Annotated in this window: 22 protein-coding genes, 1 other RNA gene and 1 pseudogene; 13 read left to right on the forward strand and 11 right to left on the reverse strand. The window is 68.3% G+C overall.

Annotated features, from left to right (window positions below):
* The first annotated feature begins 57 nt into the window (after positions 1 to 57).
* On the forward strand, positions 58 to 345 hold the full coding sequence (locus QF027_RS14810; RefSeq protein WP_307074992.1) for a hypothetical protein: 288 nt from the start codon (positions 58 to 60) through the stop codon (positions 343 to 345).
* Positions 346 to 562: 217 nt separating this feature from the next.
* Here QF027_RS14810 and QF027_RS14815 read toward each other — a convergent pair whose 3' ends face one another.
* Positions 563 to 1,297, reverse strand: coding sequence for an alpha/beta fold hydrolase (locus QF027_RS14815; RefSeq protein ID WP_306982159.1), 735 nt, complete (start codon positions 1,295 to 1,297; stop codon positions 563 to 565).
* A gap of 266 nt (positions 1,298 to 1,563) precedes the next feature.
* On the opposite strand from QF027_RS14815, the gene QF027_RS14820 reads away from it, so the two are divergent.
* From QF027_RS14820 to QF027_RS14830, 3 genes are all read left to right on the forward strand, one after another.
* Positions 1,564 to 2,496, forward strand: coding sequence for an SDR family oxidoreductase (locus QF027_RS14820; RefSeq protein WP_306982157.1), 933 nt, complete (start codon positions 1,564 to 1,566; stop codon positions 2,494 to 2,496).
* Positions 2,497 to 2,828: 332 nt separating this feature from the next.
* Positions 2,829 to 3,926, forward strand: a complete 1,098-nt coding sequence (locus tag QF027_RS14825; protein ID WP_307074994.1) for a phenazine antibiotic biosynthesis protein — start codon at positions 2,829 to 2,831, stop codon at positions 3,924 to 3,926.
* Entirely contained in the window at positions 3,926 to 5,317 is a 1,392-nt protein-coding gene (locus tag QF027_RS14830) for an aldehyde dehydrogenase family protein (RefSeq protein ID WP_307074996.1), read from the forward strand. The genes QF027_RS14825 and QF027_RS14830 overlap by 1 nt, the downstream gene beginning before the upstream one ends.
* A gap of 24 nt (positions 5,318 to 5,341) precedes the next feature.
* Here QF027_RS14830 and QF027_RS14835 read toward each other — a convergent pair whose 3' ends face one another.
* Positions 5,342 to 5,959 (reverse strand): DUF5134 domain-containing protein, encoded by a 618-nt coding sequence (locus tag QF027_RS14835; protein WP_307074998.1) that lies wholly within the window; start codon positions 5,957 to 5,959, stop codon positions 5,342 to 5,344.
* 258 nt (positions 5,960 to 6,217) lie between these two features.
* Here QF027_RS14835 and QF027_RS14840 point away from each other — a divergent pair, with 258 nt between their 5' ends.
* The 3 genes from QF027_RS14840 to QF027_RS14850 all read left to right on the forward strand — a co-directional run bounded on the left by QF027_RS14840 (position 6,218) and on the right by QF027_RS14850 (position 8,786).
* Positions 6,218 to 7,051 carry a class I SAM-dependent methyltransferase gene (locus QF027_RS14840; protein ID WP_307075001.1) on the forward strand — a complete coding sequence of 278 codons (834 nt, stop codon included), beginning with the start codon at positions 6,218 to 6,220 and terminating at the stop codon, positions 7,049 to 7,051.
* A gap of 102 nt (positions 7,052 to 7,153) precedes the next feature.
* Entirely contained in the window at positions 7,154 to 8,050 is an 897-nt protein-coding gene (locus QF027_RS14845; protein WP_307075003.1) for an RNA polymerase sigma-70 factor, read from the forward strand.
* A gap of 238 nt (positions 8,051 to 8,288) precedes the next feature.
* Complete coding sequence (locus QF027_RS14850) at positions 8,289 to 8,786, forward strand: Ohr family peroxiredoxin (protein WP_307075005.1); 498 nt, start codon at positions 8,289 to 8,291, stop codon at positions 8,784 to 8,786.
* 123 nt (positions 8,787 to 8,909) lie between these two features.
* Here QF027_RS14850 and qcrB read toward each other — a convergent pair whose 3' ends face one another.
* Positions 8,910 to 10,526, reverse strand: coding sequence for a cytochrome bc1 complex cytochrome b subunit (gene qcrB, locus QF027_RS14855; protein WP_306982142.1), 1,617 nt, complete (start codon positions 10,524 to 10,526; stop codon positions 8,910 to 8,912).
* A 172-nt stretch (positions 10,527 to 10,698) separates the two neighbouring features.
* Positions 10,699 to 10,971, reverse strand: a complete 273-nt coding sequence (locus QF027_RS14860; protein ID WP_306982140.1) for a WhiB family transcriptional regulator — start codon at positions 10,969 to 10,971, stop codon at positions 10,699 to 10,701.
* A 387-nt stretch (positions 10,972 to 11,358) separates the two neighbouring features.
* On the opposite strand from QF027_RS14860, the gene QF027_RS14865 reads away from it, so the two are divergent.
* From QF027_RS14865 to QF027_RS14880, 4 genes are all read left to right on the forward strand, one after another.
* Positions 11,359 to 12,225 (forward strand): RNA polymerase subunit sigma, encoded by an 867-nt coding sequence (locus QF027_RS14865; RefSeq protein WP_307075007.1) that lies wholly within the window; start codon positions 11,359 to 11,361, stop codon positions 12,223 to 12,225.
* Positions 12,226 to 12,498: 273 nt separating this feature from the next.
* Positions 12,499 to 13,134, forward strand: a complete 636-nt coding sequence (locus QF027_RS14870) for a hypothetical protein (RefSeq protein ID WP_306982136.1) — start codon at positions 12,499 to 12,501, stop codon at positions 13,132 to 13,134.
* Positions 13,135 to 13,677: 543 nt separating this feature from the next.
* Positions 13,678 to 14,184, forward strand: a complete 507-nt coding sequence (locus tag QF027_RS14875) for an SsgA family sporulation/cell division regulator (RefSeq protein ID WP_307075008.1) — start codon at positions 13,678 to 13,680, stop codon at positions 14,182 to 14,184.
* Between the two features lie 207 nt (positions 14,185 to 14,391).
* Positions 14,392 to 14,808 carry an OsmC family protein gene (locus tag QF027_RS14880; protein ID WP_306982131.1) on the forward strand — a complete coding sequence of 139 codons (417 nt, stop codon included), beginning with the start codon at positions 14,392 to 14,394 and terminating at the stop codon, positions 14,806 to 14,808.
* A gap of 92 nt (positions 14,809 to 14,900) precedes the next feature.
* On the opposite strand, the gene QF027_RS14885 is transcribed toward QF027_RS14880, so the two are convergent.
* The 6 genes and pseudogenes from QF027_RS14885 to QF027_RS14910 form a co-directional block, all read right to left on the reverse strand.
* Complete coding sequence (locus QF027_RS14885) at positions 14,901 to 15,356, reverse strand: VOC family protein (RefSeq protein ID WP_307075010.1); 456 nt, start codon at positions 15,354 to 15,356, stop codon at positions 14,901 to 14,903.
* 521 nt (positions 15,357 to 15,877) lie between these two features.
* An RNA gene (gene rnpB / locus QF027_RS14890) (RNase P RNA component class A) lies at positions 15,878 to 16,278 on the reverse strand.
* 514 nt (positions 16,279 to 16,792) lie between these two features.
* Complete coding sequence (locus QF027_RS14895) at positions 16,793 to 17,794, reverse strand: DMT family transporter (protein ID WP_307075012.1); 1,002 nt, start codon at positions 17,792 to 17,794, stop codon at positions 16,793 to 16,795.
* 18 nt (positions 17,795 to 17,812) lie between these two features.
* Positions 17,813 to 18,628: an AraC family transcriptional regulator gene (locus tag QF027_RS14900; RefSeq protein WP_307075014.1), complete on the reverse strand. Its 816-nt coding sequence runs from the start codon at positions 18,626 to 18,628 to the stop codon at positions 17,813 to 17,815.
* A 50-nt stretch (positions 18,629 to 18,678) separates the two neighbouring features.
* On the reverse strand, positions 18,679 to 19,257 hold the full coding sequence (locus QF027_RS14905) for a Uma2 family endonuclease (protein WP_306982123.1): 579 nt from the start codon (positions 19,255 to 19,257) through the stop codon (positions 18,679 to 18,681).
* 168 nt (positions 19,258 to 19,425) lie between these two features.
* Positions 19,426 to 20,858: pseudogene (locus tag QF027_RS14910) on the reverse strand (RNB domain-containing ribonuclease).
* Between the two features lie 77 nt (positions 20,859 to 20,935).
* Between QF027_RS14910 and yaaA the strand changes: the two are divergent.
* Entirely contained in the window at positions 20,936 to 21,718 is a 783-nt protein-coding gene (gene yaaA, locus QF027_RS14915; protein ID WP_306982119.1) for a peroxide stress protein YaaA, read from the forward strand.
* Positions 21,719 to 21,797: 79 nt separating this feature from the next.
* Positions 21,798 to 22,439, forward strand: coding sequence for a bifunctional 4-hydroxy-2-oxoglutarate aldolase/2-dehydro-3-deoxy-phosphogluconate aldolase (eda, locus tag QF027_RS14920; RefSeq protein WP_307075016.1), 642 nt, complete (start codon positions 21,798 to 21,800; stop codon positions 22,437 to 22,439).
* Here the strand turns inward: eda and QF027_RS14925 are convergent.
* Positions 22,422 to 23,633 carry a bifunctional RNase H/acid phosphatase gene (locus tag QF027_RS14925; RefSeq protein ID WP_307075018.1) on the reverse strand — a complete coding sequence of 404 codons (1,212 nt, stop codon included), beginning with the start codon at positions 23,631 to 23,633 and terminating at the stop codon, positions 22,422 to 22,424. The genes eda and QF027_RS14925 overlap by 18 nt on opposite strands.
* Between the last annotated feature and the right edge of the window lie 5 nt (positions 23,634 to 23,638).

Raw genomic sequence — 23,638 nt, forward strand, 5'->3', positions numbered from 1 at the left:
CCCCCGCATCACTTGGGACTTGCCGGACACCCAGTTTCAGCACGAGGAAGACAGAAAATGCCGCGAAACCCTGACCCGCGCTCGGACCGTGCCGCGATCGGCGCCACGCTGGCGGCAGAAGCCGCCCTCCTGGAAGCCCACGAGCGTCTGCTCCGAGAGGCCCTCGATGCGGTGGACGCACGTATCGAGGCCGCCTCCGCGGCCTTACGGCACCTGCGCCGTTCGGCGGCCTCCGCCGAAGCTCAGAAGCGGGCGGACCCGGGCGACGGCCTCCGACACGGCGTCGCCGACTCCGACGACGTGTGTCTCACGTGGCTCGACGGCTCTACGACATGTCGCCCTTGACGATCATGGCGCTCTGCTCGCGGAGGGACTGAGAGGCGGCCCGCGCCCGACTGGCCGAACGCGTCAGACAGGGCGTCCTCGCCGGGCACGACACTCACGCTGAACGCTGTGCTCGGGCGCGGGTCGGTTTCCCGTACCCGATCCCCGTGTGGCGTCGAGGGGATGAGCCTGCTCCCTCCGCTCCAGGCGCGCATGGGTGGATCCCGTCCCCGACGCGTCAGCCGTTGGGGAAGGCCGCCCAATGAGCCTCCAGGAGTGCGGCGACCTCTGCCGGCCGCTCGAGCACCGTCCAGTGGTTGCAATCGAGCTTGGCGACCTTGGAGGCGCGCAGGGACGCGCCGAGCCTCTCACCGAACTCGATCTGACAGGCGGGGTCGAGCGCTCCCCAGAACACGAGAGACGGCGCGGACACGTTCGCCAGTGCCGGTTCCCATTCCGCCCCCATGGTCACCGCGGAGCGGTAGATCTTGAGGATGCTGTCCTTCATCACCCCGTCCACGCGGCTGACCATCTCCTTGGCCGGTCCGACGGGGAGGTCGAAGCCCTTTACCAAGTCGTCGGCGAAGGACTCGGCTTGCAGCTCGTTCATGAAGCGGTCGCCTTCGACCGGGTCCTGCCATGTCACGGCAAGCGGATGCCAGACGTAGTCGGAGCTGATCGGGCCGTTGCCCCCGGCCCAGGTACGCACGAGATCGGGCCGAAGGGACGCGACACGGGCAGTGAAGATGCAGCCCCAGTCATGACCGACCAGGTCGACCGGCTCACCGATCCGCTCCAGCCGGTCGATGAGCCAACTGACGTACTCCTCCTTGGTGGACCCGAAGTCGTCCGGCCGGGCGGCGGCGAACCCGGGCAGGTCCCAGGCTTCCACGTCGGTCCGGGAGAGGTGCCGACGTACGTCGTCCCACACGTGGTGGGTATCGGGGACGCCGTGGATCAAGATGGCAGGCATGGGGGTGCCCTTCGTCGATCGGGGATGGGCCGACTGCCGTGGGACGAGCAGCCGTACCTCGCGTGAGGTGTCCGGCAACCATATTGCCAGGAACAACATCGTGTCACACGGTGTTGTCGCCCTCACCGGCTTCGGGTCGTTTCTTCAGATGGTGCCCGGTGATTCATGTCATGTCCGATTGATCCATGGTCAATCAGCACATGGATCGGGCCGCGCACCGCGTGGACGCTGGTGACCCGGAAGTGCCGCCCGACCAGGAGTGTGTGATGAACGAAATGACGGAGCCCGACCTGCGAGGAAAGCTGGCCGTGGTCACCGGGGCGAGCGACGGCGTCGGCCTTGGGCTGGCCACACGCCTCGCTCATGCCGGCGCCGAGCTGATCCTGCCGGTACGCAACATGGCCAAGGGAACCACCGCCCTCGAACAGATCCGGACGAGCGTGCCGGATGCGCGGATCTCCCTTCGCGCCCTCGACCTGGCTTCCCTGGCGTCGGTGGAGGCCCTCGCCGACACGCTCAACGGGGAAGGCAGGCCGATCCACCTGCTCGTCAACAACGCGGGCGTGATGACGCCGCCCGTGCGGCACACGACCGAGGACGGATACGAGCTGCAGTTCGGAACCAACTACCTCGGTCATGTGGCCCTCACCGGGCGGCTGATGCCGTCACTGCGGGCGGGGCAGGCTCGTGTGACCACGGTGACCAGCAGCGCCGCGCGTAACAGCCGGATCAACTGGGACGACCCGCAGGGTGTGAAGCGGTACTCCCCGGTGCGCGCGTACGGACAGTCCAAGCTGGCCAACCTGTTGTTCGCTCTGGAACTGGAGCGGCGCAGCGCATCGGGCGGCTGGGGCCTCGTCAGCAACGCCGCCCATCCCGGTACGACTCTGACCAATCTCTACGCGGCCGGGCCCAACCTCGGCCGCGCCCGTCCCGCGCCCCACGCGGCGATCATGAGGCGGCTCGCACGCTGGGGCGTCTTCGTGCAGACCGTCGACGCAGGCCTGCGTCCGCTGCTGTACGCGGCGACGAGCCCGGAAGCCAAGGGCGGGCGTCTGTACGGCCCCGACGGCTTGGGCCAGTTCACGGGCAGTCCCACCGAACTGGCGATCTACAAATCGGCCCGGAGCCAGGCGGACGCGTCCCGGCTCTGGCAGCTGTCCGAGCGTCTCACCGGAGTCACCTTCGCGGCGGTCTGAAGGCGTCCGACGGACCAGGGCAGCGTGACTGCGTCGGCGTTCACACCGACCAGGCCGGACGCGGAAACGTGCCTGACGGACCGTAAGGCAGCCCGGTCCGCGCTGAGTTCGCGCCTTTCCTCGCCCCGCGACGGGTGTCACACAAACCGGAGGACCTCGGTCTTGTATGGGGGGACGTGGCCGTCAGGCCTGGTGCACCCATCGGGGTGGTGCGCCCGCGCGTCACCGCAGCGGGGTGGCACAGACACGAGCCTGTCCCGTGGGTGCCGGCCGCGCCGGTCCTGCCCCGCACCCCGGCACCGGCCTTACGGGCTTCGAGAAAGGACGTTGCGATGACGGACGAGTTGACCATTCTGGACGCCGGTCCCTTCGACCGCGTGGACCCGGACGAGTTCGTCCGGGCGGCCATGCGGTGGCACTTCGACCCCGCGACCGGTTCCCGGTACTGGCTCGAGCGGGCCGCACGGCTCAACTTCGACCCCCGGCACGACGTCAAGGGCGTGGCGGACCTGGGCCTGTTTCCCGACCTGGCGGACGAACTGCGCGGGGTACGGGTGGCGGATCTCATCCCCAGGGGCTACGGATCCGGGGCCAGGCTGCTGAACGTGTTCGACAGCGGCGGGACGACCGGAGCACCCAAGCGCGTCATCCAGCTGGACGACTGGATGCGGCACAGCACTGAGCAGGTGAACCGACGGCTCAGGGCACACGGACTGCCCGACGGCGGTCTGTGGCTGACGGTGGCGCCGACAGGGCCGCACCTCGTGGGAGACGTGCTGCAGCGGGCGGCGGCGGGTCTCGGCAGCGTGGGCCTGAGCGTCGACATGGACCCCCGGTGGGTGAGGAAGCTGGTCGCCGCGGGCCGGGCCGACGACGTGGACGCCTACACCGACCACCTTGTCGACCAGTGCCGGCGCATCCTGCTCAGCCAGGACATCGGCGTCATCGCGGCCACCACCCCCCTCCTGGAGCGGTTCGCCCGTGAGGACGGTCTCGTCGAGATGATCAACGGCAGTGCCAAAGCGATCATCTGGGGCGGTACGCACATGGACCCCGACACACGGGAGCTGTTGAGCACCGAGGTCTTCCCCGACGTGCCGGTCATCGGCATGTACGGCAACACCCTGATGCTCACCGCGCTCATGGAGAGGGTCGGTCTCACGGCCTCGGAGCCGTGCGTGTTCGACCCGGTGTCGCCGTACGTCTTCCTGACGGTCGTGGATCCCGGCACCGGGGAACAGGTGGAGGTCGGCGAACGCGGTCAGGTGGTGGTCAGCCACGTCAGCAAGTCCATGCTGATCCCGAACAACATGGAGCGGGACACCGCGCTGCGGGTCCGCCCGGACGAAGGCCACGCGGGCGACGCCGTAGCGGACGTCGCGCCCGTACCCACGGTCAAGGGCGAGACGGTGATCGAAGGCGTCTACTGATGACAACCGTGAACGTGGCCGACCCCCTGTACCTGGACGCCTTGGGCCCTCGGGGTGCCTACCGGACGCGTGTTCCGACCTCGGTGACGGACGTGACCGGCACCGAGGTCGCGCGGCTGAGCCTGGTACCGCCGCTCTTCGTGACGCGGGCGATGGCCGCCTTGCGGCAGGCCGGGCCGATACCCGCGGCCGACCTCGACGCCCTGCTCGCGGCGGCGGCCGACGCGTTCGCCTCCGGCACGATAGGCGGTCTGAACGTGCGGGAGTACGAGCACCTCGTGAGCCGGACGTCGGGCACCCCCCTGTCGGTGGTGCACGCCGCGACCGAGGGCACGGCTCGCTTCGTACGGCAGGCCCGCTCGTCCGCCTGGCGGGGCAGGCCGGTGGGCGCGGCCGGCGGTCTGCGTGACTCTGCCGTCCGCGAGGGACACGCGGTCTGGGTGCGTCAGGGCGACGTGTTCGCCGTCAACGCCTCCGGTAACCACCCCGGCGTTCACCGTCTGTGGCTGGAGGCGCTGGCGCTGGGTTACCGCGTCGCCGTCCGCCCGTCGAGGCGTGAGCCGTTCACCCCGTACCGGTTGGTCGGGGCGCTGCGTCAGGCCGGGGTACGAGACGACCAGCTCGTGTTGCTGCCCACCGACCACCGGACCGCCGACACGGTGGTCCGCGACGCCGACCGGGCCCTGGTGTACGGCGGTGACGACGTCGTCGCCAAGTACGCGAACGATCCCGGGGTCCTGCCGCAAGGACCGGGCCGGTCGAAGATCCTCATCACCGCGGACACGGACTGGCGTGACCACGTGGACACGATCGTGGCGTCCGTCGCCGACGAAGGGGGAACCGCGTGTGTCAACGCCACCGCGGTCCTTTTCGAAGGCGATCCAGCACCTCTCGCCCAGGCCATCGCGGCGCGCCTGTCAGCACTGCCCAGCCTCCCTCCGCAGGACGAGAGGGCGGTTCTGCCGGTCTGTCCGCGGGAGCGGGCACAGGCCCTCAGCGCATACCTGGGAACCGTGGCCGCGGGGACGCGCGCCTGGCTCGGCGGAGACGGGATCGCCGACGATCTCGGCGACGGGAGTGCCGTACTGCGCCCCGCCGTCCACCAGACCGACAGCGCCGACGCCGTCCAGCTGCGCAGCGAACTGCCCTTCCCCTGCGTGTGGGTCGCACCCTGGAGCCGGTCGGACGGCATTGCCCCGCTGAGGGACACGCTCGTGCTGTCGGCTCTGACGCGCGACGGGGAACTGCTGGACGCCCTGCTCTCGGAACCCACCATCGCCAACCTGTACATCGGCGATCAGCCCACCTACTGGATGGCTCCGGGAGTGCCCCACGACAGCTACCTCTCGGATTTCCTGATGCGCAGCAAAGCCGTCTTCGACGCCTGGTGAGACGGGGTCGGCCGTCGTGTCCGTTCAGTGGTGCATGAGCAGCATGATGACCGTCCCCAGGGCCATCGACCCGTCCCAGAAACAGCCGTAGGGATCCCTCGCAGTTCCGGCGTCTCTCCTGTCGGCGGTGGAGCGCAGCGCGGGCATCTCGCGGGTCAGCGACTGCAGAGCACAGCCGAGGAGGTACAGCACCAGCATCGTGACGACCACGTCAGCGATGGCTGAATCCCCTGCGGAATGGGCGAGATGCCGTGCCGGGGCAGGACCGTCGGCCAGGTTCTCGTGCGACGGACCCGCCATGGAGCGGGACGTCCATGCCATCCAGCCCATTGCCGCCATCCCCGCCGCCTGGGGCAGCCTCCTGACCTGTGCGCGGAGTACGGATTCCTGGCGGCGGACAGCGGTCAGCGGAAACCACGACGCGGCGGCGGCGAAGAATCCCATCTGTGCCGCCGCGGGCACCGCTTGGGCGAAGCCCCACGGCATCGCCGCCATGACCAGGGCCATCGCGGCATGCAGCAGATGATCGACACGGGCGCGCCATCCCGGTCTGCCGGACAGCAGGCCGCGGCGCAGTCCGTGGACAGCCGCGGCCACGAAGAGCGCCGTCAGCATGCAGTACACGACGTCGGAGGGACTCATGCCTTGGCGCACTCTCCTAGGGAACCGACCGGTTCTTCAGGAACCGGCGTGTGTGAGCGATGGCGCTCCAGCCGGTGAGCCGCGAACCGCGCAGGCGGTGCCGCCGCGCCGGGCCGTGCGGCGCGCGCGTCAACGTCCGCACCGAGCGGACGGGCGCCTACGTCAACACGTCGCCGTGCTCGTATGGCAGAGCGGGCTTGCCCGGCTCATGAACGCTGTGCAAGGGATGACCGGGCAGGCCGTGGATCTGTGACATGAGTGGCCGCCACCCGTTCCTCGGGAGAGTGTCACAGGTACCGCACACGATTGGTCTTGCTGGATATGCGCACCCTTGTACACACGTCACGGCCGGTCCGGGTTCGCCAGGACGACTACGTGGTCAGCGCCGAGTTCTACGACGTCCTTCAGGCCGAGCAGGACGCGGTGCGGGTACGTCGTCTCTACGGCCGCGCTGTGGAAAGCGCCCGGCTCGGTGTACTGGATGTAGGAGCCGGAACCGGACGGGTGACCCTGATGAGCCTTCTCGCCTCTCAGGTGGACGTACACGCCATCGAACCCGCACACGCCATGCGGACACCGCTGATGACGCGCCTGGCCTCCCTGTCCGCCGAGCTGAGGGCTCGGGTCACCGTCCATCCCACGACTCTCGGTGAGGCGGGGCTCCGAGATGTGGCTGATCTCGCGATCTGTCACAACATGATCGCCTGTTTGTCACCCTCCGCGCGACACGTTCTGTGGCCGGCTCTCGCCGAGGCCCTGGTACCGGGCGGCTCACTGCTCCTTCAGCTTCCGCCGTCGGGCCTGTTTCCCGGCGAGGTGACCGAGCGTCGCTTCCCGGAGCAACAAGTCGGGCGACACGAGTACGGAGGCCGCATGGTGCTGTCGGCGGAGGGGGACCGGATCCGCACACGCTTCGATTACTGGGTGCGGGAGAGTGGGCTCATGCTGCGTGAGCACACGGAAACCTTCTGGATGTGGCCGGCGTCCCGCACGGAGATGATCAAGGATCTGGAAGATCACGGATTCGTGCCGCAGCCGGCGTGGGAAGATCCGGCCGTGCTGGCGATGACTCTCGGTCCCCACCCGCAATGACTCCGTTACGCTCGGCGAGACGGCAAAGCGTGCGCCCGAGCCGCGGACACACTTGGCTTCTGCGACTTGTAACATGGTGGCGTTGCAGCCGAAGGGACACCTATGCACGCCGAGGCCGACGCCAACTCCCTCGAAAAGGCGACACAACACTTCCTCGCGGCACGTCCGCAGCTCTTCGGTATCGCCTACCGCCTGCTCGGCAGCACGGTGGAGGCGGAGGACATTCTTCAAGAGACGTGGTTGCGGTGGCAGAACACGGACCGCACGAAGGTGGTGGAGCCGACGGCCTTCCTCACCACGATCACCACACGTCTGGCCATCAACCTCGCTCAGTCCGCGAGGGTACGGCGGGAATCGTATGTCGGACCGTGGCTTCCCGAGCCGGTCGACACCGTCGAGGACCCTCAGCTGGGCGCGGAGCGCGCTGAGGCGCTCGAACTGGCGGTGCTGTTCCTCCTGGAGAAGCTGAACCCGGTGGAGCGAGGCGCGTACGTCCTGCGGGAGGCCTTCGGCTACCCCTATCCGCAGATCGCGGGCATCTTGGAGATCAGTGAGGCCAACGCCCGTCAGCTGGTGAGCCGTGCGCGCAAGCACCTGGCCGCCGAGCGCCGGGAACGCGTGAGTCCGAGCGAGCACCGCCGCCTGCTGCAAGTGTTTCTCACCGCCGCGCAGACAGGTGATCTCGCGGTGCTCGAGGATGTGCTCACCGCAGACGTCGTCAGTTACTCCGATGGCGGAGGCATTCGTGGTGCCTCGAAGATCCCGGTGTTCGGACGCGTGCACGTTTCCAAGTACCTCGCCGCGTTCGCGCCACGGTTCTGGCCCGAGTCGGAGATCCGGTGGGTCGAGGCCAACAGTCGGCCGGCCGTCCTCATCTCTTCCGGCGGAGCAGCTGTGGCCCTGCTGACCGTAGATGTGTCGGCGGAAGGCATCGACCGGATCATGTGGGTGATGAACCCGGCCAAGCTGTCTCCCTACGTGGCGTCGCTGAACGAGTGACCGCTTCCGCGTAGTCGGGCGATCGTTTACTGGGCGCGTGTCACAAGGGTCGTCACTCATCGGTCTACAGGTCGTCCGGAATCCGGGATCCGGGATCCTACGAAGCGTGAGGAAAAGACAACGTGACGATGGTCATGAGCGGCACGGTGGCCCGTGCCAGCAGCTGGGCGCACAGCCCGGCCCGCCAGAAGCACATTCCACCGGGAGGCGCGTGCCGCGACGATGCCGGAGTCATGTCGTGACCGAGCGGATCCACTTGCCCGATCTGTCCATCGAGAAGGACTACGACGGGGCGTCCTTCTCTCCCATTTACACCACGACGGTGACCGTACACGGCGGCGCGGTCTCACACGGTCGGGCCTCGGGCAAGGCACGTTCGTCGGACGGAGCCTTGGACCTCGATCTGCGCATGCCGGCCGAACTCGGAGGGGACGGTCAGGGCACGAACCCTGAGCAGTTGTTCGCAGCCGGCTTCGCGGCCTGTTACCACGGAGCCCTGAGCCTGGTGGCCCGGCGGGAGGAACTCGATCCCTCCACGATCTCGGTGGAAGCAACCGTCGCCTTCGGGCGGGATCCGGCGGACGGTGGCTACCTGCTCCAGGTTGATCTGGTGGTGAAGTGGCCTGGCATCGACCGCGAGATCGCGGCTCCCCTGCTCGAGACGGCCGACTCGTTGTGCCCCTACGCAAGGATGGCGTGGCAGGGAACCCCGACCACCATCACACTGGCCCCGTAGCGGACCAGCGCGGACGATGGGTGCGTCCTCACGTGCCGGCCCTCCTGGCCATGGACCGACGCCCTGCGCCGTGAGTTCCTGGCTGGGGATCGGTTCCCTGCACGTGAGCCGGCACTCCGCATGTCAGCTCCGGTGACTGCTGGTGATCTCCTTGTATTCCTGCACCGTGGGTTTGGGTATCTGGGCTCCGTCCCCGTAGAAGCTCCGGCTGAGCCTGACCCGCAGCCGTTGCGCCCGGGTGGGGCTGCCGTTCACGCTTCCCGCCTGGGCTGCCGTAAGAGGTTTGTCCTGCTCATGCGCCGTGAGGATGTGCAGCTGTTCCTGGCTGAGCGGTTCATGCACCTCGACGAACTCGCCGTACGGAAGGCGTTTGATGACGCCGGTCTCGCGACCGTGCAGCACCTTCTCCCGGTCGCGCAACTGGAGGGCCAGGGCCCAGCGTTTCGTCACGGCGAAGACGACTAGGGGCACGGCGAAGAGGCCGATACGGACGGCCCACGTCACCGCGTTGACAGAGACGTGGAAGCGCGTGGCAATCACATCGTTCGCGGCGCCGAGAAGGGCCACGGCATAGACACTCAGCCACGCGGCACCAAGTGCCGTACGCACAGGCCGGTTCCGCGGACGGTCGAGGAGGTGATGCTCTCGATCGTCGCCGGTAACCCACGACTCGATGAAGGGGTAGGCACCCAGCGCGAGGAAGAGGCCGACACCCACGCCCAGCGGTATGAGGTTGTCGAGGGCCAGGGTGTGGCCCCAGGCGTCGATCTCCCAGCCAGGCATGACGCGCAGCAACCCGTCGGCCACGCCCATGTACCAGTCGGGCTGGGATCCTGCCGACACCTGGTCGGCCCGGTAGGGGCCGTACTGCCAGATGGGGTTGATCTGCGCGATCGCCGCGATGACGAAGACGAATCCGCACACCATGAGGCCGAATGCCGCCGTCTTCACGGCGTGCACCTTGAACGGCAGGCCGACGACGTTCTCTTCCGTACGCCCTGGCCCGGGGTACTGGGTGTGCCTGTGGCGCAGCGCCAGGACCGCGTGGGCGACGATCAGCAGCAGCATGGCGGCCGGGATCACCAGGACGTGGATCGTGTTGAAGCGAGCCACCAGGTCATTGCCGGGGAACTCGCCGCCGAAGAGGAACCACGACAGGTAGGTGCCGATGATCGGTACGGAGAGGAGGGTGCCGTTCACGACCGCCAGCCCGGTGCCCGAGAGAAGGTCGTCCGGTAGGTCGTAGCCTGTCAGGCCACCGAACATGCCCAGGATCAGGAGGAGAAAGCCGAACACCCAGTTGAGCTCGCGCGGCTTGCGAAACGCCCCGGTGAAGAAGACCCGCATCATGTGCGCGAGCATGCTGGCGACGAACACCAGCGCCGCCCAGTGGTGGGCCTGCCGGATCAGCAGCCCGCCACGGACATCGAAGGAGATGTGCATGGTCGAGTTGAACGCTTCCGACACCAGTTGGCCCTGGAGGGGGACGTAGCTTCCCTGGTACTGCACCGGTGCTGATGAGGGATGGAAGTAGAAGGAGAGGTAAACGCCTGTGACGATGAGGATGAGGAAGCTGTAGAGACAGATCTCCCCCAACATGAAGGACCAGTGGTCAGGGAAAACCCTTCGCGCGGCAACCCTGGTCACGCCACGGGTGCCCAGGCGGGTGTCGACCCAACGGGCGACGCTCTCACCTTTTGGCCGTTGCTGTGGTGCGGCCTGCCGGCTCTCGTTGCTCATCGTTCATCACTCATTCCTCGCCCACGGCTGCCTCGGCCGGATTTTGATGCTCTGTCCTCATTACGACCGGTTGGCCAGTGATGGTGTGACACACCCGTGCCGAACCGACGTTGCGGCCAGGAGCAACCGCCCGATCACTCCAGACTCGTACGGCGTCTCGGTATGCGCGCGATCACGCCGCGGGCTTCGCCGTGGGCCGGTCGGCACGTGCCGCACTCCGCCGCCTCATGGCCCGCCGTTCCGCTTCTGTGGTGCCGCCCCAGATTCCCTCCACCGGATCGGCGTCGAGGGCCCAGCTCAGGCACTGGTCGATCACCGGGCATCGGTGGCACACTGCCTTCGCCTCAGTGATCTGGATGAGCGTGGGGCCACTGCTCGCATTGCCGACAGGGAAAAACAGATCAGGATCAGTGCCTTGGCAGATCGCCGATTCATGCCAGTCCACGAAGAACCTCCTGCGGTGCGAGATGCGTAGGATTCAACGGCTCAACTCGTCGTACGGCGGGAGCCTCTGCGGCTGTAGACACCCGTCAGGTCTCTGACAGATGAGACCGAGCGGTCGGGGTATATGTGACACCGGGGGCCTGTCGGCCACCGATTGCGAAGCCCAGGGGGTCGACTCGGTGACGCACTGTAGTCATTGTTTTACCGTGAACGATGCTTCCGCTGTCTGTTATGCCGATGTCACAATGTCTTTGGCTGTCCTGTCTCTGTCTCGTACCAGGGCCTCGTCGTCTGCCGCTCAACTTCCTCTGGTGCGGACTCGTCACAGCAGGTATCCGCCGGCGGGACGGTGGAGCCGCTGAAGTGGTAGGTGAGAGGAAGGATGCGCATGAAGTCCGTCGGACAGGTGGTGCCGATCGCGGAGCTGACCGAGGAACGGCAGCACCTGTTGGAGGTCGCGTACTGGATGCTCGGCAACGGTCCAGGACCTGAGCACGTCGTCGATGAGGCCTATCGGCTGTGGTACGGGTTGTCCGATCATGAGCTGGCGCGGATCGTGGAGCCGCGCGCTTGGCTCGTGAAGACCGTCGGCGGTATCTGCGTGGCCCGGCTTGCCCAACAGGACCGGGAGCATTCACGTACGGTCGCCGAGCCGGCGTCGGAGCGGTACGAGATGCTGTCACAGGAAATCCACCAGGTGATGCTGAACACGCTGGAATCCCTGTCTCCGACCGAACAGGCGGCGCTCGTACTGAACGACGCTTTCGGGACGACGCGGAGTACGGTCGCCGACATCGGCAGTCAGCCACAGCCGGAGTGCGGGCAGCTCACCGACCATGCACACCGCAGTCTGCAGCACCGGCGCGCACGGCCCACGACGCCGAAGCAGCACGACGCGGTGACCGGCGCGGTTCACGACGCCTGCGTGGCGGAGGAAGCCGGGCTGTTGGCGTCCCTGCTCGTACCGGACGTGACCGTCTACTTCGACGGCGGTGGCAAGATACGAGCCCTGGTCCGGCCCGTCCACGGCAGACAGCAGGTCACCCGCAGCCTGCTGACGCTGCTTGCCCGGCACCCTCGCACCACCCTGGACACCCATCCCGTCAATGGGCGTACCGGTCTTGTCGTTCGTTACGACCGCCAGGTCGCCGGGGTCATCAGCCTGGACGTCGCCGGATCCCAGGTCGTTCAGATCTGGGTCACCCTGAACCCCGACAAGCTCCGTTCATGGAACCGGTCCAGCGCCGCTCGATAGTGCCGCACGGCCCTGGGAGCGGGCATGGTCTTGGGCGACCGGCAGTCACCGACTGCCACTGTCTCCTCGCACGGGTCAGTCCGGGTGGCACCCGTCCCCATACCGGAAGGGACGTGCAAGCGGGCGGTCCACATCGGACGGCGCCTGGTCCGACCACGGTTGTGCGCATCCGCCTATGATGTTCCGGGGCACCCGTCTCATCGTATGGGGCGAGCGAGCGGCACCAGAGGTGTGCCTGACGAGCACGCAAAAGTATTGAGGACAAGAGGACACATGGTCTCCGCAAGCCACACGGCGCACAACATCGAGATCACCGCCGAGAGCCTTCAAGAGGATCTGGCCCGCCTGGAGATTCAGAAGCAGGCGCTGGAGAGGGAGCTCGCCGCGGTCGTCGCTCATCTCGGCTCCGTACAGCGGGCCCTCACTGCCCTCGAAGCCCTCATGCACGGAGGTGCCCAGCCGCAGGCAGTCGACGCGGCGGCCGCGATGTCCACGAAACGGCGTCGCCCCTCAGCACCCGTGCCCCCACAGGAGGGCACCTCCTCCTCGGAATCCGCGGACGACGCCACCATCACACGTGGTGCCCAGAAACAGCAGCCGGCGGTGAGCCGACGGGATCCGGGGGACTCCGCCTCCCCGGCCGTGGCCGGCGCGGTCAGCCGTACCCCCGCGCCTCACACCAACGATGACGGCGACGATGACAAGAAGTACGGCAAACTCACCGAACAGATTTTGGAGTTTTTCGAGGGAGCCGGCGACGCCGACGTGCGGGCCCGGGATGTCGCGGCGGCCCTCGGCCGCGACAAGGACAGCGGGAGCATCAACGCGGTCCGCAGCACCCTGGACCGGCTGGTAGGCACTTCTCGCATCCGGCGGACGGGGCGCGGCCTCTACGCCAAGCAGGTCTGAGACCGTCGGCGACCAAGCCTTGCTGCTCACCTGATCAGCGTGACTCCGGGCACCGTCCACGGGGGGAGGACGGCACCCGGAGCACCGCACCAGGTCTGCTCTGAGACCTCGGTGCCAACGTGCGACATCTTCACGATGACCGTGTCGAACATGACGTCGCGAACGTTGTGATCAGTATACCCACTAACAAGCGTGGTCGGCACTGCCGAAAACACTCTTGAGATGTTGTTGACTGCGCTGTCGGCCTCCCTCACAGGGCGGCGGCCTCGGGCTGCTCACTCCGGCGTGGGTTGCCCCGAGCCACGAAGGCGGTCGTCCAGACAGCCCGCACGCGGACCTTGCGCCAGATCTCACGCACGGTGTCCCCTGCTCGGTACCACGAGCGTGGCGGGTCCCGCCCTCCTCCCATAGTCAGATGACTGATGTCTCAGAGCTTGACCGACCGGAGACTTGCAGTAGCCCGATCGACCCGGTGCAGAGGTGCGAAGTCTCCGATCCATTCGGCGCCCGTCGGTCCGGGAAGAACAGGAAGGGATGACACTGATGAGCGGGAACGCCTTCGACACCGACGACGATCGCGGGTGTGCTGACGCGGAAAACCACCGCCATGAAGGTGTCCACGCGGAACGTACGGGAATCGGAAGCGAGACGGTGACCTGCCGCACCCTCGTACGACTGGTTCAAGGTCATGAATACCCGCAGGCGACAACAGATCTCCGGTATGACAGCGCCGAACCTTTCTCAGTGGGCCTGGAGTTCAATGTGGGCACCGATAGGTCCGTCGAGTGGACATTCGGCCGCGAACTCCTGGTGTCCGGTCTACGGCGGCTCAGTGGTCTCGGTGACGTGCAGATCTGGCCCGCCAGGATCCGAGGTGCGGAGCTCGTGTTCATTTCTCTGCACTCGGGTGACTCAACAGACCTGGTCGCCGCGCCGGCGATAGTGATCAAGGCCTTCCTTGAACGCACCTTGGCGGTTGTACCTCTGGGAGAAGAGACGCGCTATCTGGACATTCAGAGCGCCAGCGCCCAACTCCTGAACGACACGTGAAAAGTCTGAGCGGAACAGATGCCTGCCCCGAGTGCCCGGCCCGCTCGGGTTTTCACTCCTGAGCCAGGCTCAGGAGATCCCCCGCTGCCGGGAACCTGTGTCACACCTGCACGGTGAGCGTTGTCTTACTGGTAGCGCCGAGGTTCGTGCCCCTGCCCAGGGACGCGAAGGCCGCAGATTGCTTGTCCTCCCCAGAGAGGTTGACTGATGTCCACGCGCACCGTTTCCGTCAGCGAGGGCACACGCCTCGCACGCACCGTTGTGATCGGCACCCACCTTCTGAGATCCGATGAACCGGAGCCCGTCAGTTCCGACACCGGTCCCACCCCAGGAGAGCTGCTCCTGGCGGCACTTGGGTCCTGTACCTCGATGGCGGTACGCGCCTATGCCGACCGGCACAGCTGGCCGTTGCATCAGGTCGACGTAGATCTCAGGTTCGGTTCGGACTCAGAGATCATCAAGGAGATCCACCTCTCCGGCGAACTCGAACCTTCCCAGTCAGAACGGCTGCTGGCAGTGGCCGGCCGCTGCCCGGTGCACCGACTACTGACGAATAGTGTCTCGGTGGTGACCCTCTCCACCGTGCGGCAGGAGTCAACCGTTCAGCCCGGACCGCCCGCGTAGGGGAAGTTGGGCGCCCCTGCGCCGGCAGCAACCGGAGCCGATCCGAGATTTCCCCCTGCTCGGCCTTTGGCACTCGGGCTGCAGCGGTGACATCACCTCGGGTCTGGAGAGGGTTTCGCTCGGAGACCCTTGATCAAACCAGTCGACTGGCCTACCTCGATGAGGTATCCGTCGGGGTCGCGCAGGTAGCAGCGCAGCTCGGAGACGCGGTCGACCGGTTCGGTGAGGAAGTGGGCTCCGTTAGCCACGGCATGTGCGTAAAAGCCAGCCATATCGGCTACACGCACGTTGAGGAAGCAGGATGCCCGGTCGCCGTCCTGGGGTGCTTCCAGTGTGACGCCCGGCTTGTCGGGAGTGGGTCCACCTCCGGGATTCATGATGATCCAACTGTTAGCGATCTTCACGATCGCCGGGTTCTCCTCCATAACGACCTCGCCCCCGAAGACGTCCGCATAGAACCGTCGCGAGACAGCGACGTCGCGCACGGTCAGGAAGTGCGTGATGAGCAGGCCGTGTGTGGGTGCGGGGAGATCACCATGTAGTTCCATTTTTTGTCATTCCTCGGTCGCCGAAGTGGTCGCACACGGCAGCGTCTTGCTCGATTCAGCGCGTGGCCACAAGCTGAACCAGGCTGGTGAGATATCCGCAGAGTGCCGCAGATGATTGACCGCGCACCTCTCTCTTCCGTGACAGGCAAGCTCACAGGCCGGTAGCTGGGGCTCCTCGCAGGGGCGGGAAACGGCTGGTCAGCCCGGGGCGGCAGCTGATCGAGCCATCCGAGGGCGTCGGTGACGATATGAGTCCAGGGCCAGTGGCGGGCAAGGCGGAGGATCTGACGGCAGTCGGCGGTGACGACGCGGTGTCGTGCGGGGCAGGTTCCGCAGTCTGCGCAGCACTCGCTCGGCACCCCGTCTGACGAGCCAAGTCCCGCTCCGCCAGCCGCTTTCCCCTTTCACGACCGTTGCACGATCACGCGGTACTTCCGGAAGCCTGCGGGTGGGAACGGGAATCTCGGTCCCTCAAGAAATGGCCTTGACCTGGGCAAACCACCAGGTCAAGGCCATGACAGCAGACGAGTCGGGCTGTACGCCGGATTCTGTCGCCCGGTCGCCTCACGGCAGCCGGGGAGACGGCCATCCATCTAGGGCCGACGTTGCCGCCGGCCTCCTGCGGTCTACCCGCGGACTCGGGCGGGCAGCCCTCGAACGTCCGCGCAGAGCGTCTGACGGCGCTCCTTTTGACCTTGCTCCGGGTGGGGTTTACCTAGCTGCCCAGGTCACCCTGGGCACTGGTGGTCTCTTACACCACCGTTTCACCCTTACCCAGCGCCTGAGCGCCGGGCGGTCTGTTTTCTGTGGCACTGTCCCGCGGGTCACCCCGGGTGGCCGTTAGCCATCACCCTGCCCTGTGGAGTCCGGACGTTCCTCGGGAAGCCCCTGAGGAGCTCCACGCGGCCGTCCGCCCGGCTCGTCTGCCGTGTCGACCATGGTAGCCGACCAGGCGCGGCTCCTTGCTTCTTCGATCAGCGACCGACGAGCGGATCCGGCGTCTCCTTGATCTGCGGCCCAGCCGCAAGCTCCTTCGTCGAGTAGCCGAGCCAGAACTCTCCGGTCACCCTGTCCCTCGCGCCCGGCTGACGTCGCACCCCGCTCGGTCGAGCCGGAAGGAAGCCGTCACCCGGTCCGGGCCCCGTCCGCTGCCACCGAGGGCCTCGCCCGTGGCTGAGCCCGGTTTGGACCGCGTGCGTCTCGCCTTTGGAGGCAGCTGGACGTGGACGCTGCCTGGCCTGTGTGACCAGACATCCGCGGTGTCGGACGGCAACGACATTCGGGGGCTGCGCGGGTCCTGTCGCCCGCTCGCCTCGCGGCGGCCGGGGAGACGGCCCCACGCACAAACACCAGGGTGTTGCCTTTTCACCTTGCTCGCGGTGGGGTCCTGCTCAGCTGCTCAGGTCGCGCTGGGCGCTGGTGGTCCAGGGTGGCCGTCAACCATCACCCTGCCCTGTGGAGCCCGGACGGTGCTCGGAGAGCCCTCCCAGAGGGGACTCCACGCGACCGTCCGCCCGGCTCGTCTGCCGTGGGTGCCATGTGGCCGGGGACTCGCAGCAGGATGGTTCCGCGGTGACCTTGACCGGGCCCGCCGTCGCCAGCACCGAGCCCGCCAGGATGAGGGCGAAGGCCACACCGACGCCCACCGTCAGGGGCTCGGACAGGAACAGCACCCCCGCCGCCACCGCCACCGCCGGGTTGACGTACGTGATCACCGTCGCCCTCGTCGGGCCGACCTCCTTGATCAGTTCGAGGAAGGCCACGAAGGCCACCGCCGTGCAGATCACTCCCAGGCCTGCGAGAGCTGCCAGGACCGAGGCGGAGGGCACCGAGGAGGGCCAGGTCAGCGCCGCGCCCGGGGCGTACACCAGGGCCGCCAGCGCCAGGCAGGGGGCCGTGAGCTGGAGGGACGGGATGTCCTTCAGGTGCCGCGCGGCTATCAGCGGGGCCGTCGCATAGCCCACCACCGTCACCAGCACCTCCGCCATCGACTTCGCGTCCCCGCCCGTCAGGTGCGGGACCGTCAGGACCCCTACGCCGGCCAGCCCCAGCCCCAGACCCGTCACCCGCCGCGCTCCCAGCCTCTCCGTGTCCCCGAAGAAGCGGGCCAGGACCACGCCGACTATCGGTACGCCCGCTATCAGCAGGCCGGCCGTCGAGCTGGACAGGTGGCGTTCCGCGTCCGTCAGCGTGTACCAGGGGCCCATGATCTCTATCACCGCGAAGGCCAGCATGGGGCGCCAGTGCGACCGTACGGTCGAGGACAGGCCGCCCTGCCGGATCGCGAACGGCAGCAGGAGCAGGGCGCCCAGGGCGCAGCGTACGAACACCACCGTCGCCGCGGACAGCGGAGCGTCCACCGCCACTTTGATCATCAGGTAGGGGATGCCCCAGACCACTCCCATCAGGGAGAACAGGAACCAGCCGCGTGCAGTCATACGGCCATGTTCATCGGGTCAACGGCGGCTGTCTTGAACGCTGTTGCGGTACGCCGCCGGGGTCACCCCGAGCACCCGGCGGAACCAGCGCGTCAGGTGGGCCTGGTCCGCGAAGCCCACCAGGGCGGCCGCCTCGGAGGGGCGCCGGCCGGACTCCAGCAGGGTTCGGGCCCTGCCGACCCGGTACTGGGCCAGCCATGCGTACGGCGGTACCCCCATCGTCGTACGGAAGGCTCTGAGGAGCTGGTAGCGGGACAGGCCCAGGTCCGCGGCCAGGTCGGCGAGGGAGGGCGGCGACAGCAACTCGTCGGCCAGACGGTCGCGTACCGCTCTCGCCACCGCCTCCGCGCCGGGGATCACGCAGGTCGTCACGCGTGCCGTGGAGTGGCGGCAGGCCAGGGCCGTCAGCAGCCAGGGGAGGCGGGACTCCGTCTCCAACGGGTCGGGGCAGGCGCTGAGTTCGGAGTGGGCGGAGAGGAGGGCTGCGGCCAGCTCCGGGTCGTCCAGGAGGGGTTCACGGAAGTGGGGGAGGTCCGCATCGGCCGACATGAGGGAGGGCGCCGCGTACAGGGCCCGGTACGCGTAACCGTCCGTCGCGCTTCCCGGGCCGCCCGTGTGCATCTCGCCCGGGGCCAGGACGACGATCGAGCCGGGGCCTGTGCGGATGTGGCCGCCGCGGTAGTCGATGAGCTCCGAGCCGCCCACGCAGACGCCGATCGTGTACTCGTCGTGGGCGTGCGGGGCGTAGACGTGGCGGTCGAAGCGGGCGGTCAGGAGGTCCAGCGGGGGGCCGCAGCGGCCCAGCCGTGCTCTCGTCCACCGTGCTTGTTCCATGCGGCGCCGCCCCCTCTGTCCGTCGACCTCAGGGTGCAACGCCGCAACTCTCACAGAAAGTCCGCTGTCTCCATGTCGAAGGCGAAGGGCTCGGGGAGCCTGAGCGGCTTGCCGAAGGGGCGGGTGCAGTGCTCCCGGTAGTCGCCCTTCTCCGGGTCACTGAACAGCGTGACCGACGACGCCTCGCGATCGATCAGCAGGTAGAGCGGGATGCCGCCGCGGGCGTAACAGCGGCGCTTGGCCTCACGGTCGGCTTTGGGCTTGGTGGACGTCACCTCCAGGACCATGGCGACGCCGTCGCAGGGCATCCAGGAGTCGGCGCCACGGTAGAGCCGCAGTTTCCTGGGAGCGAACGTGCCGTCCGGGATCACGTGATCCTTGAGACAGTCGCTCCCACTCTGCAACTTCAGCCCCTTGTTCCCGGAGAACTGCATATCGGTCCCCGACCGCCTGTACACCTGGTTCACGACCAGTTCGATGTAGTCCTCGTGATCCCCGTCCGGCGGCGGCGTCACAACGATCTCCCCCTCGATCAGCTCGGCCCGGAAACCCTCCGGGGTGTCCAGGGCGAGAAAGCCCTCCAGCAGGACCTCTTCCTGCGTGAGCGGCTCGTGGGCCATGGCAGTCATGTCACGCCCCTCCTTCTGTCGCTCGCCAGACTGGGACATCGGAAGATCACCTGTCCGAGAGATCGGGAACCGTTCCCTCGATCGTGGCACACGATCATGAGCGACGTCAGTCGACGAGCCCGCTGCCCTACCACGCCGGCACTCTCGTACACGCGACAGGGCATCGACTCAGGCAGGCGCGAACCGCACCTTCGCCCCTTCAGGAGTCGCCGGATCCGCCTGCGTGAGCCTGACCCTGAGCCGCTCCCCCAGCTCGAGCCCCGCCCCCTCCACCCGCCCGATCACGGCCGGTGTCTCCAACTGCACGGTCCCGACGGTCGGTCGGCGTTCCTCCACGTCCACCACGCACCCGTCGAACACCTCCCCCACCCGGTCCTGCAGCAGTGCCGCCTCGACGATGTCGACGCACTCCCGTTCGGCCTTCGCGGCGAGCCGGCCGCCCTCGGCCATCTCGCGGGGCAACGCCTCGAAAGCCGCCGGCACCCAGTCCGGTACGGCCGTCCCCGCCACCGCTGCCAGGCAGATCTCCGACGCGTACCGGTCGGCGAGGCGGCGCAGGGGCGCTGTGCAGTGGGCGTAGGGCGAGGCCACGGCCGCATGGGTGGTGATGGCCGGCAGGACCCCGTCCCGGAAGACCGTGTAGCCGGCGCCGCGCAGCAGGGTCGTGCACTCCTGGAGGAAGGCCGCGTGGTGGGGGTTCCGCGGGTCCAGGGAACGCACCAGCGCCGCGTACGACACATGGTGCGGCCAGTCGATGTGCAGGGCGTGGGCGGTACGGCGCAACCGTCCCACCGCGCCGTCGGGGGCGGCGGGCAGGGTGCGGAGGACGCCCGTGCCGTATGCGAGCATCAGGTCTGCCGCCGCCATGCCGGTGAGCAGGGAGATCTGGGCGTTCCAACCGTCGGCGGGAACGCCGGCGCGGTACGTCAGTACATATGTGCCGTCCCGCTCGACGATCTCCTGTTCGGGCACCCGCAAGGAGATCCCGCCCCGCTCGACCTCCAGCGCCTCCCGCAACCGTCCCACCTCCGCCAGCAGCGCGAGCGGCTCCTCGGCGGTGCCCGAGTCGATCGCCTTCTGCACGCTCTCGTAGTCGAGCCCGACCCGGCTGCGGACGAGGGCGCGGCGGACGTCGGCGGCGGTCGTACGGCCGTCCGCGTCGAGGTCGATCGTCCACAGGGCGGCGGGGCGGACCTGGTCCGGGAGGAGGCTGGCGGCGCCCTCGCTGAGCAGCGGCGGGTGCAGGGGGACCCGGGTGTCAGGGAAGTACAGGGTCAGGTCAGCACGCGCCGGTGGGTCTCCGCGTCCAGCGTCGATCCGGGTACGACGAAGGCGGCGACGTCGGCGATGGCGTACCGGACGCGGTAGCCGGTGCCCCGCCGGGAGAGGTGCATCGCCTGGTCGAGGTCGGTGGAGCCGGGTGGGTCGATGGTGAAGAGGGGGATGTCGGTGGCGTCGTCGTACGCCTTCAGGAGAGGCGCTCGCTCCGCCTCTGCCGTCACCTCGGGCGGGAAGCCCGAGGGCACGCCGAGTTCGGCGCGCAGGGCCGTGAAGGCGCTCATGAAGAGGGCGTCGGTCACGCGTATGCGGCGGCGGGGCATACAGCGAGCGTAGGACCGGGACCACCGAGGAGCACGCCGTACGCTGTCTCGGAGCTCAACCGAAGGAGATCGATCCCGTGCTTGTCCTGCTGCCTCCCTCCGAAGGCAAGGCGTCCTCCGGTCGTGGCGCCCCGCTGAAGCTGGAGACGCTGTCGCTGCCGGGGCTCACCGAGGCCCGTGCGGCGATCCTCGAGGAACTCGTCGAGCTGTGCGCCGGGGACGAGGAGAAAGCCCGCGAGGTGCTCGGGCTGAGCGAGGGACTGCGCGGCGAGATCGCGAAGAATGTCGAGCTCAGGACCGCCGGCGCGCGGCCCGCCGGGGAGATCTACACGGGTGTCCTCTACGACGCCCTCGACCTGGCTTCTCTGGACGCGGCCGCGAAGAGGCGTGCCGGGCGTTCGCTGCTCGTGTTCTCGGGGCTTTGGGGAGCGGTCCGGGTGACGGACCGGATTCCGTCGTACCGCTGCTCGATGGGGGTGAAGCTGCCGGGGCTCGGAGCGCTGGGCACGCATTGGCGTGCGCCGATGGCCTCTGTGCTGACCGAGGCCGCGGGCGACGGGCTCGTGCTCGATCTGCGGTCCTCCGCGTACGCGGCCGCGTGGAAGCCGAAGGGTGAGGTCGCGGGGCGGACGGCGACCGTACGGGTGCTGCACGCGCCGACGCGGAAGGTCGTCAGCCACTTCAACAAGGCGACCAAGGGGCGGATGGTGCGCAGTCTGCTGTCGGCGGGAGTCTCTCCGAAGGGCCCGGCCGAGCTGGTGGAGGTGCTGCGGGAGCTCGGGTACGTGGTGGAGGCGTCGGCGCCCGCGAAGGCCGGGCAGGCGTGGGCGCTGGATGTGCTGGTGGACGAGATCCACTGAAGGCGCCGCAGCACAAGGCACCATTGCACAGGGTGCAACGACCTTTGCGCACATCGCACCGCTTCGGCAGGATGACGCCATGGCCTCCTCCTCGCCGCACTCCTCGCTGCTCGACATCGCGCCCGTCGTCCCCGTCGTCGTGCTCCAGGACGCGTCCGACGCCGTACCGCTCGCCCGCGCCCTGGTCGCCGGAGGACTTACCGCGATCGAGGTGACGCTGCGGACGCCGGCCGCGTTGGCCGCGATCCGGGCGATCGCGGAGGAGGTGCCGGACGCGGTGGTGGGTGCGGGGACCGTCATCACGCCGGAGCAGGTGAGGGACGCAGTGGCCGCCGGTGCGTGCTTTCTCGTCAGCCCGGGCTGGACGGACGTACTCCTGGAGGCGATGCGGAGGTCCGGGGCGCCGTTCCTGCCGGGGGTGTCGACGACCTCGGAGGTCGTGGCACTGCTGGAGCGGGGTGTGACGGAGATGAAGTTCTTCCCGGCGGAGGCCGCCGGAGGTGCGGCGTATCTGAAGTCGCTCGCCGGGCCGTTGCCTCAGGCGCGGTTCTGTCCGACGGGAGGGATCGGGCCCGGCAACGCGCCGGATTACCTGTCCCTCCCCAACGTCGGCTGTGTGGGCGGGACGTGGATGATGCCGGCGGACGCGATCGCCGCGCGGGACTGGGCACGGGTCGAGAAGCTGGCCCGCGCGGCGTCGGGGCTACGGGCGCAGGTGTGAGGTGTCATTGAGGAGCCGTACGCTCGCGTTGCCGTCGGCGTAGTACGCGACCGAAGACAGGGAGGCCGCCGAGAGTTCCATGCGGAACAGGGACTCGGGCGGGGCGCCGAGGGCGAGGCGTACGAACGTCTTGATCGGGGTGACGTGGGTGACGAGCAGGACCGTGCGGCCCGCGTACGCCGCGACGAGCTTGTCCCTGGTCGCCGCGATCCGGGTCGCCGTGGCCGCGAAGCTCTCGCCGCCCCCGGTGGGTTCGGCCTCCGGGTCGGACAGCCAGGTGTTCAGGTCGTCCGGGTAGCGCTCGCGCACCTCGCCGAAGGTCAGGCCCTCCCAGGCGCCGAAGTCGGTCTCGATCAGGCCGTCCTCGACGGTGACCTCGATGCCCAGACGCTCCGCCACGGCGGCGGCCGTCTGCCTGGTCCGGGTGAGCGGCGAGGCGAGAATGTGCTGGATCGTGCCCCGCCTGGCCAGGGCTTCGGCAGCCCTCTCGGCCTGTTCCCTGCCGATGTCGGACAGCGACGGATCGGTACCGCCGCTCCCCGAGAACCGCTTCTGGGGAGTCAACGGGGTCTCACCATGGCGCAGAAGCACGAAGGTGGCCGGAGCCCCCATGTCGGCCGGGGCCCAGCCGGGACTGGCGACAGCCTTGGCGGCCCGTACGTCGGCCTCGGCCCGGGCAGCACGCACGTCGGCCTCCGCCTTGGCACCAGCGGCTCCGCCGCCCCGGGACTCCGCCGCCCCGCGGCGGGAAGAGGCGGCCGGAGCCCCCTGCCGTACCGAACTCGCCGACGCCCCCGAGTCCATCGCCTCGTTCGCCAGCCGATCCGCCCGCTTGTTCTGCTCGCGGGGGATCCACTCGTACGTCACCCGCCCCGGCGGAAACACCCGCCCCGCCTCCAGAGCGAGCGGCTTCATGTCCGGGTGCTTGATCTTCCAGCGCCCCGACATCTGCTCGACGACGAGCTTGGAGTCCATGCGGACGTGCACGGTGGCGGACGGGTCGAGGTCGTGCGCGGCGCGCAGGCCGGCCAGCAGACCCCGGTACTCGGCGACGTTGTTCGTGACGACGCCGAGGTACTCGTACGTCTCGACCAGCGTCTCCCCCGTCGCCGCGTCCAGCACCACGCAGCCGTAGCCGGCGGGGCCGGGGTTGCCCCGCGAGCCTCCGTCGGCCTCGACGATGAACTCCCGCACGCCCA

It is taken from the genome of Streptomyces canus, assembly GCF_030816965.1.
GTDB classification, from domain to species: Bacteria; Actinomycetota; Actinomycetes; order Streptomycetales; family Streptomycetaceae; genus Streptomyces; species Streptomyces canus_E.

Bases quoted from the DNA above. Each gene is read 5' to 3' on its own strand.
- QF027_RS14830 (WP_307074996.1), top strand. From the start codon at position 3,926: ATGACAACCGTGAACGTGGCCGACCCCCTGTACCTGGACGCCTTGGGC.
- QF027_RS14820 (WP_306982157.1), top strand. From the start codon at position 1,564: ATGAACGAAATGACGGAGCCCGACCTGCGAGGAAAGCTGGCCGTGGTC.
- QF027_RS14845 (WP_307075003.1), top strand. From the start codon at position 7,154: ATGCACGCCGAGGCCGACGCCAACTCCCTCGAAAAGGCGACACAACAC.
- QF027_RS14900 (WP_307075014.1), bottom strand. From the start codon at position 18,628: ATGGAACAAGCACGGTGGACGAGAGCACGGCTGGGCCGCTGCGGCCCC.
- QF027_RS14880 (WP_306982131.1), top strand. From the start codon at position 14,392: ATGTCCACGCGCACCGTTTCCGTCAGCGAGGGCACACGCCTCGCACGC.
- QF027_RS14825 (WP_307074994.1), top strand. From the start codon at position 2,829: ATGACGGACGAGTTGACCATTCTGGACGCCGGTCCCTTCGACCGCGTG.
- QF027_RS14870 (WP_306982136.1), top strand. From the start codon at position 12,499: ATGGTCTCCGCAAGCCACACGGCGCACAACATCGAGATCACCGCCGAG.
- QF027_RS14885 (WP_307075010.1), bottom strand. From the start codon at position 15,356: ATGGAACTACATGGTGATCTCCCCGCACCCACACACGGCCTGCTCATC.
- qcrB (WP_306982142.1), bottom strand. From the start codon at position 10,526: ATGAGCAACGAGAGCCGGCAGGCCGCACCACAGCAACGGCCAAAAGGT.
- QF027_RS14895 (WP_307075012.1), bottom strand. From the start codon at position 17,794: ATGACTGCACGCGGCTGGTTCCTGTTCTCCCTGATGGGAGTGGTCTGG.
- QF027_RS14815 (WP_306982159.1), bottom strand. From the start codon at position 1,297: ATGCCTGCCATCTTGATCCACGGCGTCCCCGATACCCACCACGTGTGG.
- QF027_RS14810 (WP_307074992.1), top strand. From the start codon at position 58: ATGCCGCGAAACCCTGACCCGCGCTCGGACCGTGCCGCGATCGGCGCC.
- QF027_RS14865 (WP_307075007.1), top strand. From the start codon at position 11,359: ATGAAGTCCGTCGGACAGGTGGTGCCGATCGCGGAGCTGACCGAGGAA.
- QF027_RS14905 (WP_306982123.1), bottom strand. From the start codon at position 19,257: ATGACTGCCATGGCCCACGAGCCGCTCACGCAGGAAGAGGTCCTGCTG.
- QF027_RS14835 (WP_307074998.1), bottom strand. From the start codon at position 5,959: ATGAGTCCCTCCGACGTCGTGTACTGCATGCTGACGGCGCTCTTCGTG.
- eda (WP_307075016.1), top strand. From the start codon at position 21,798: ATGGCCTCCTCCTCGCCGCACTCCTCGCTGCTCGACATCGCGCCCGTC.
- QF027_RS14875 (WP_307075008.1), top strand. From the start codon at position 13,678: ATGAGCGGGAACGCCTTCGACACCGACGACGATCGCGGGTGTGCTGAC.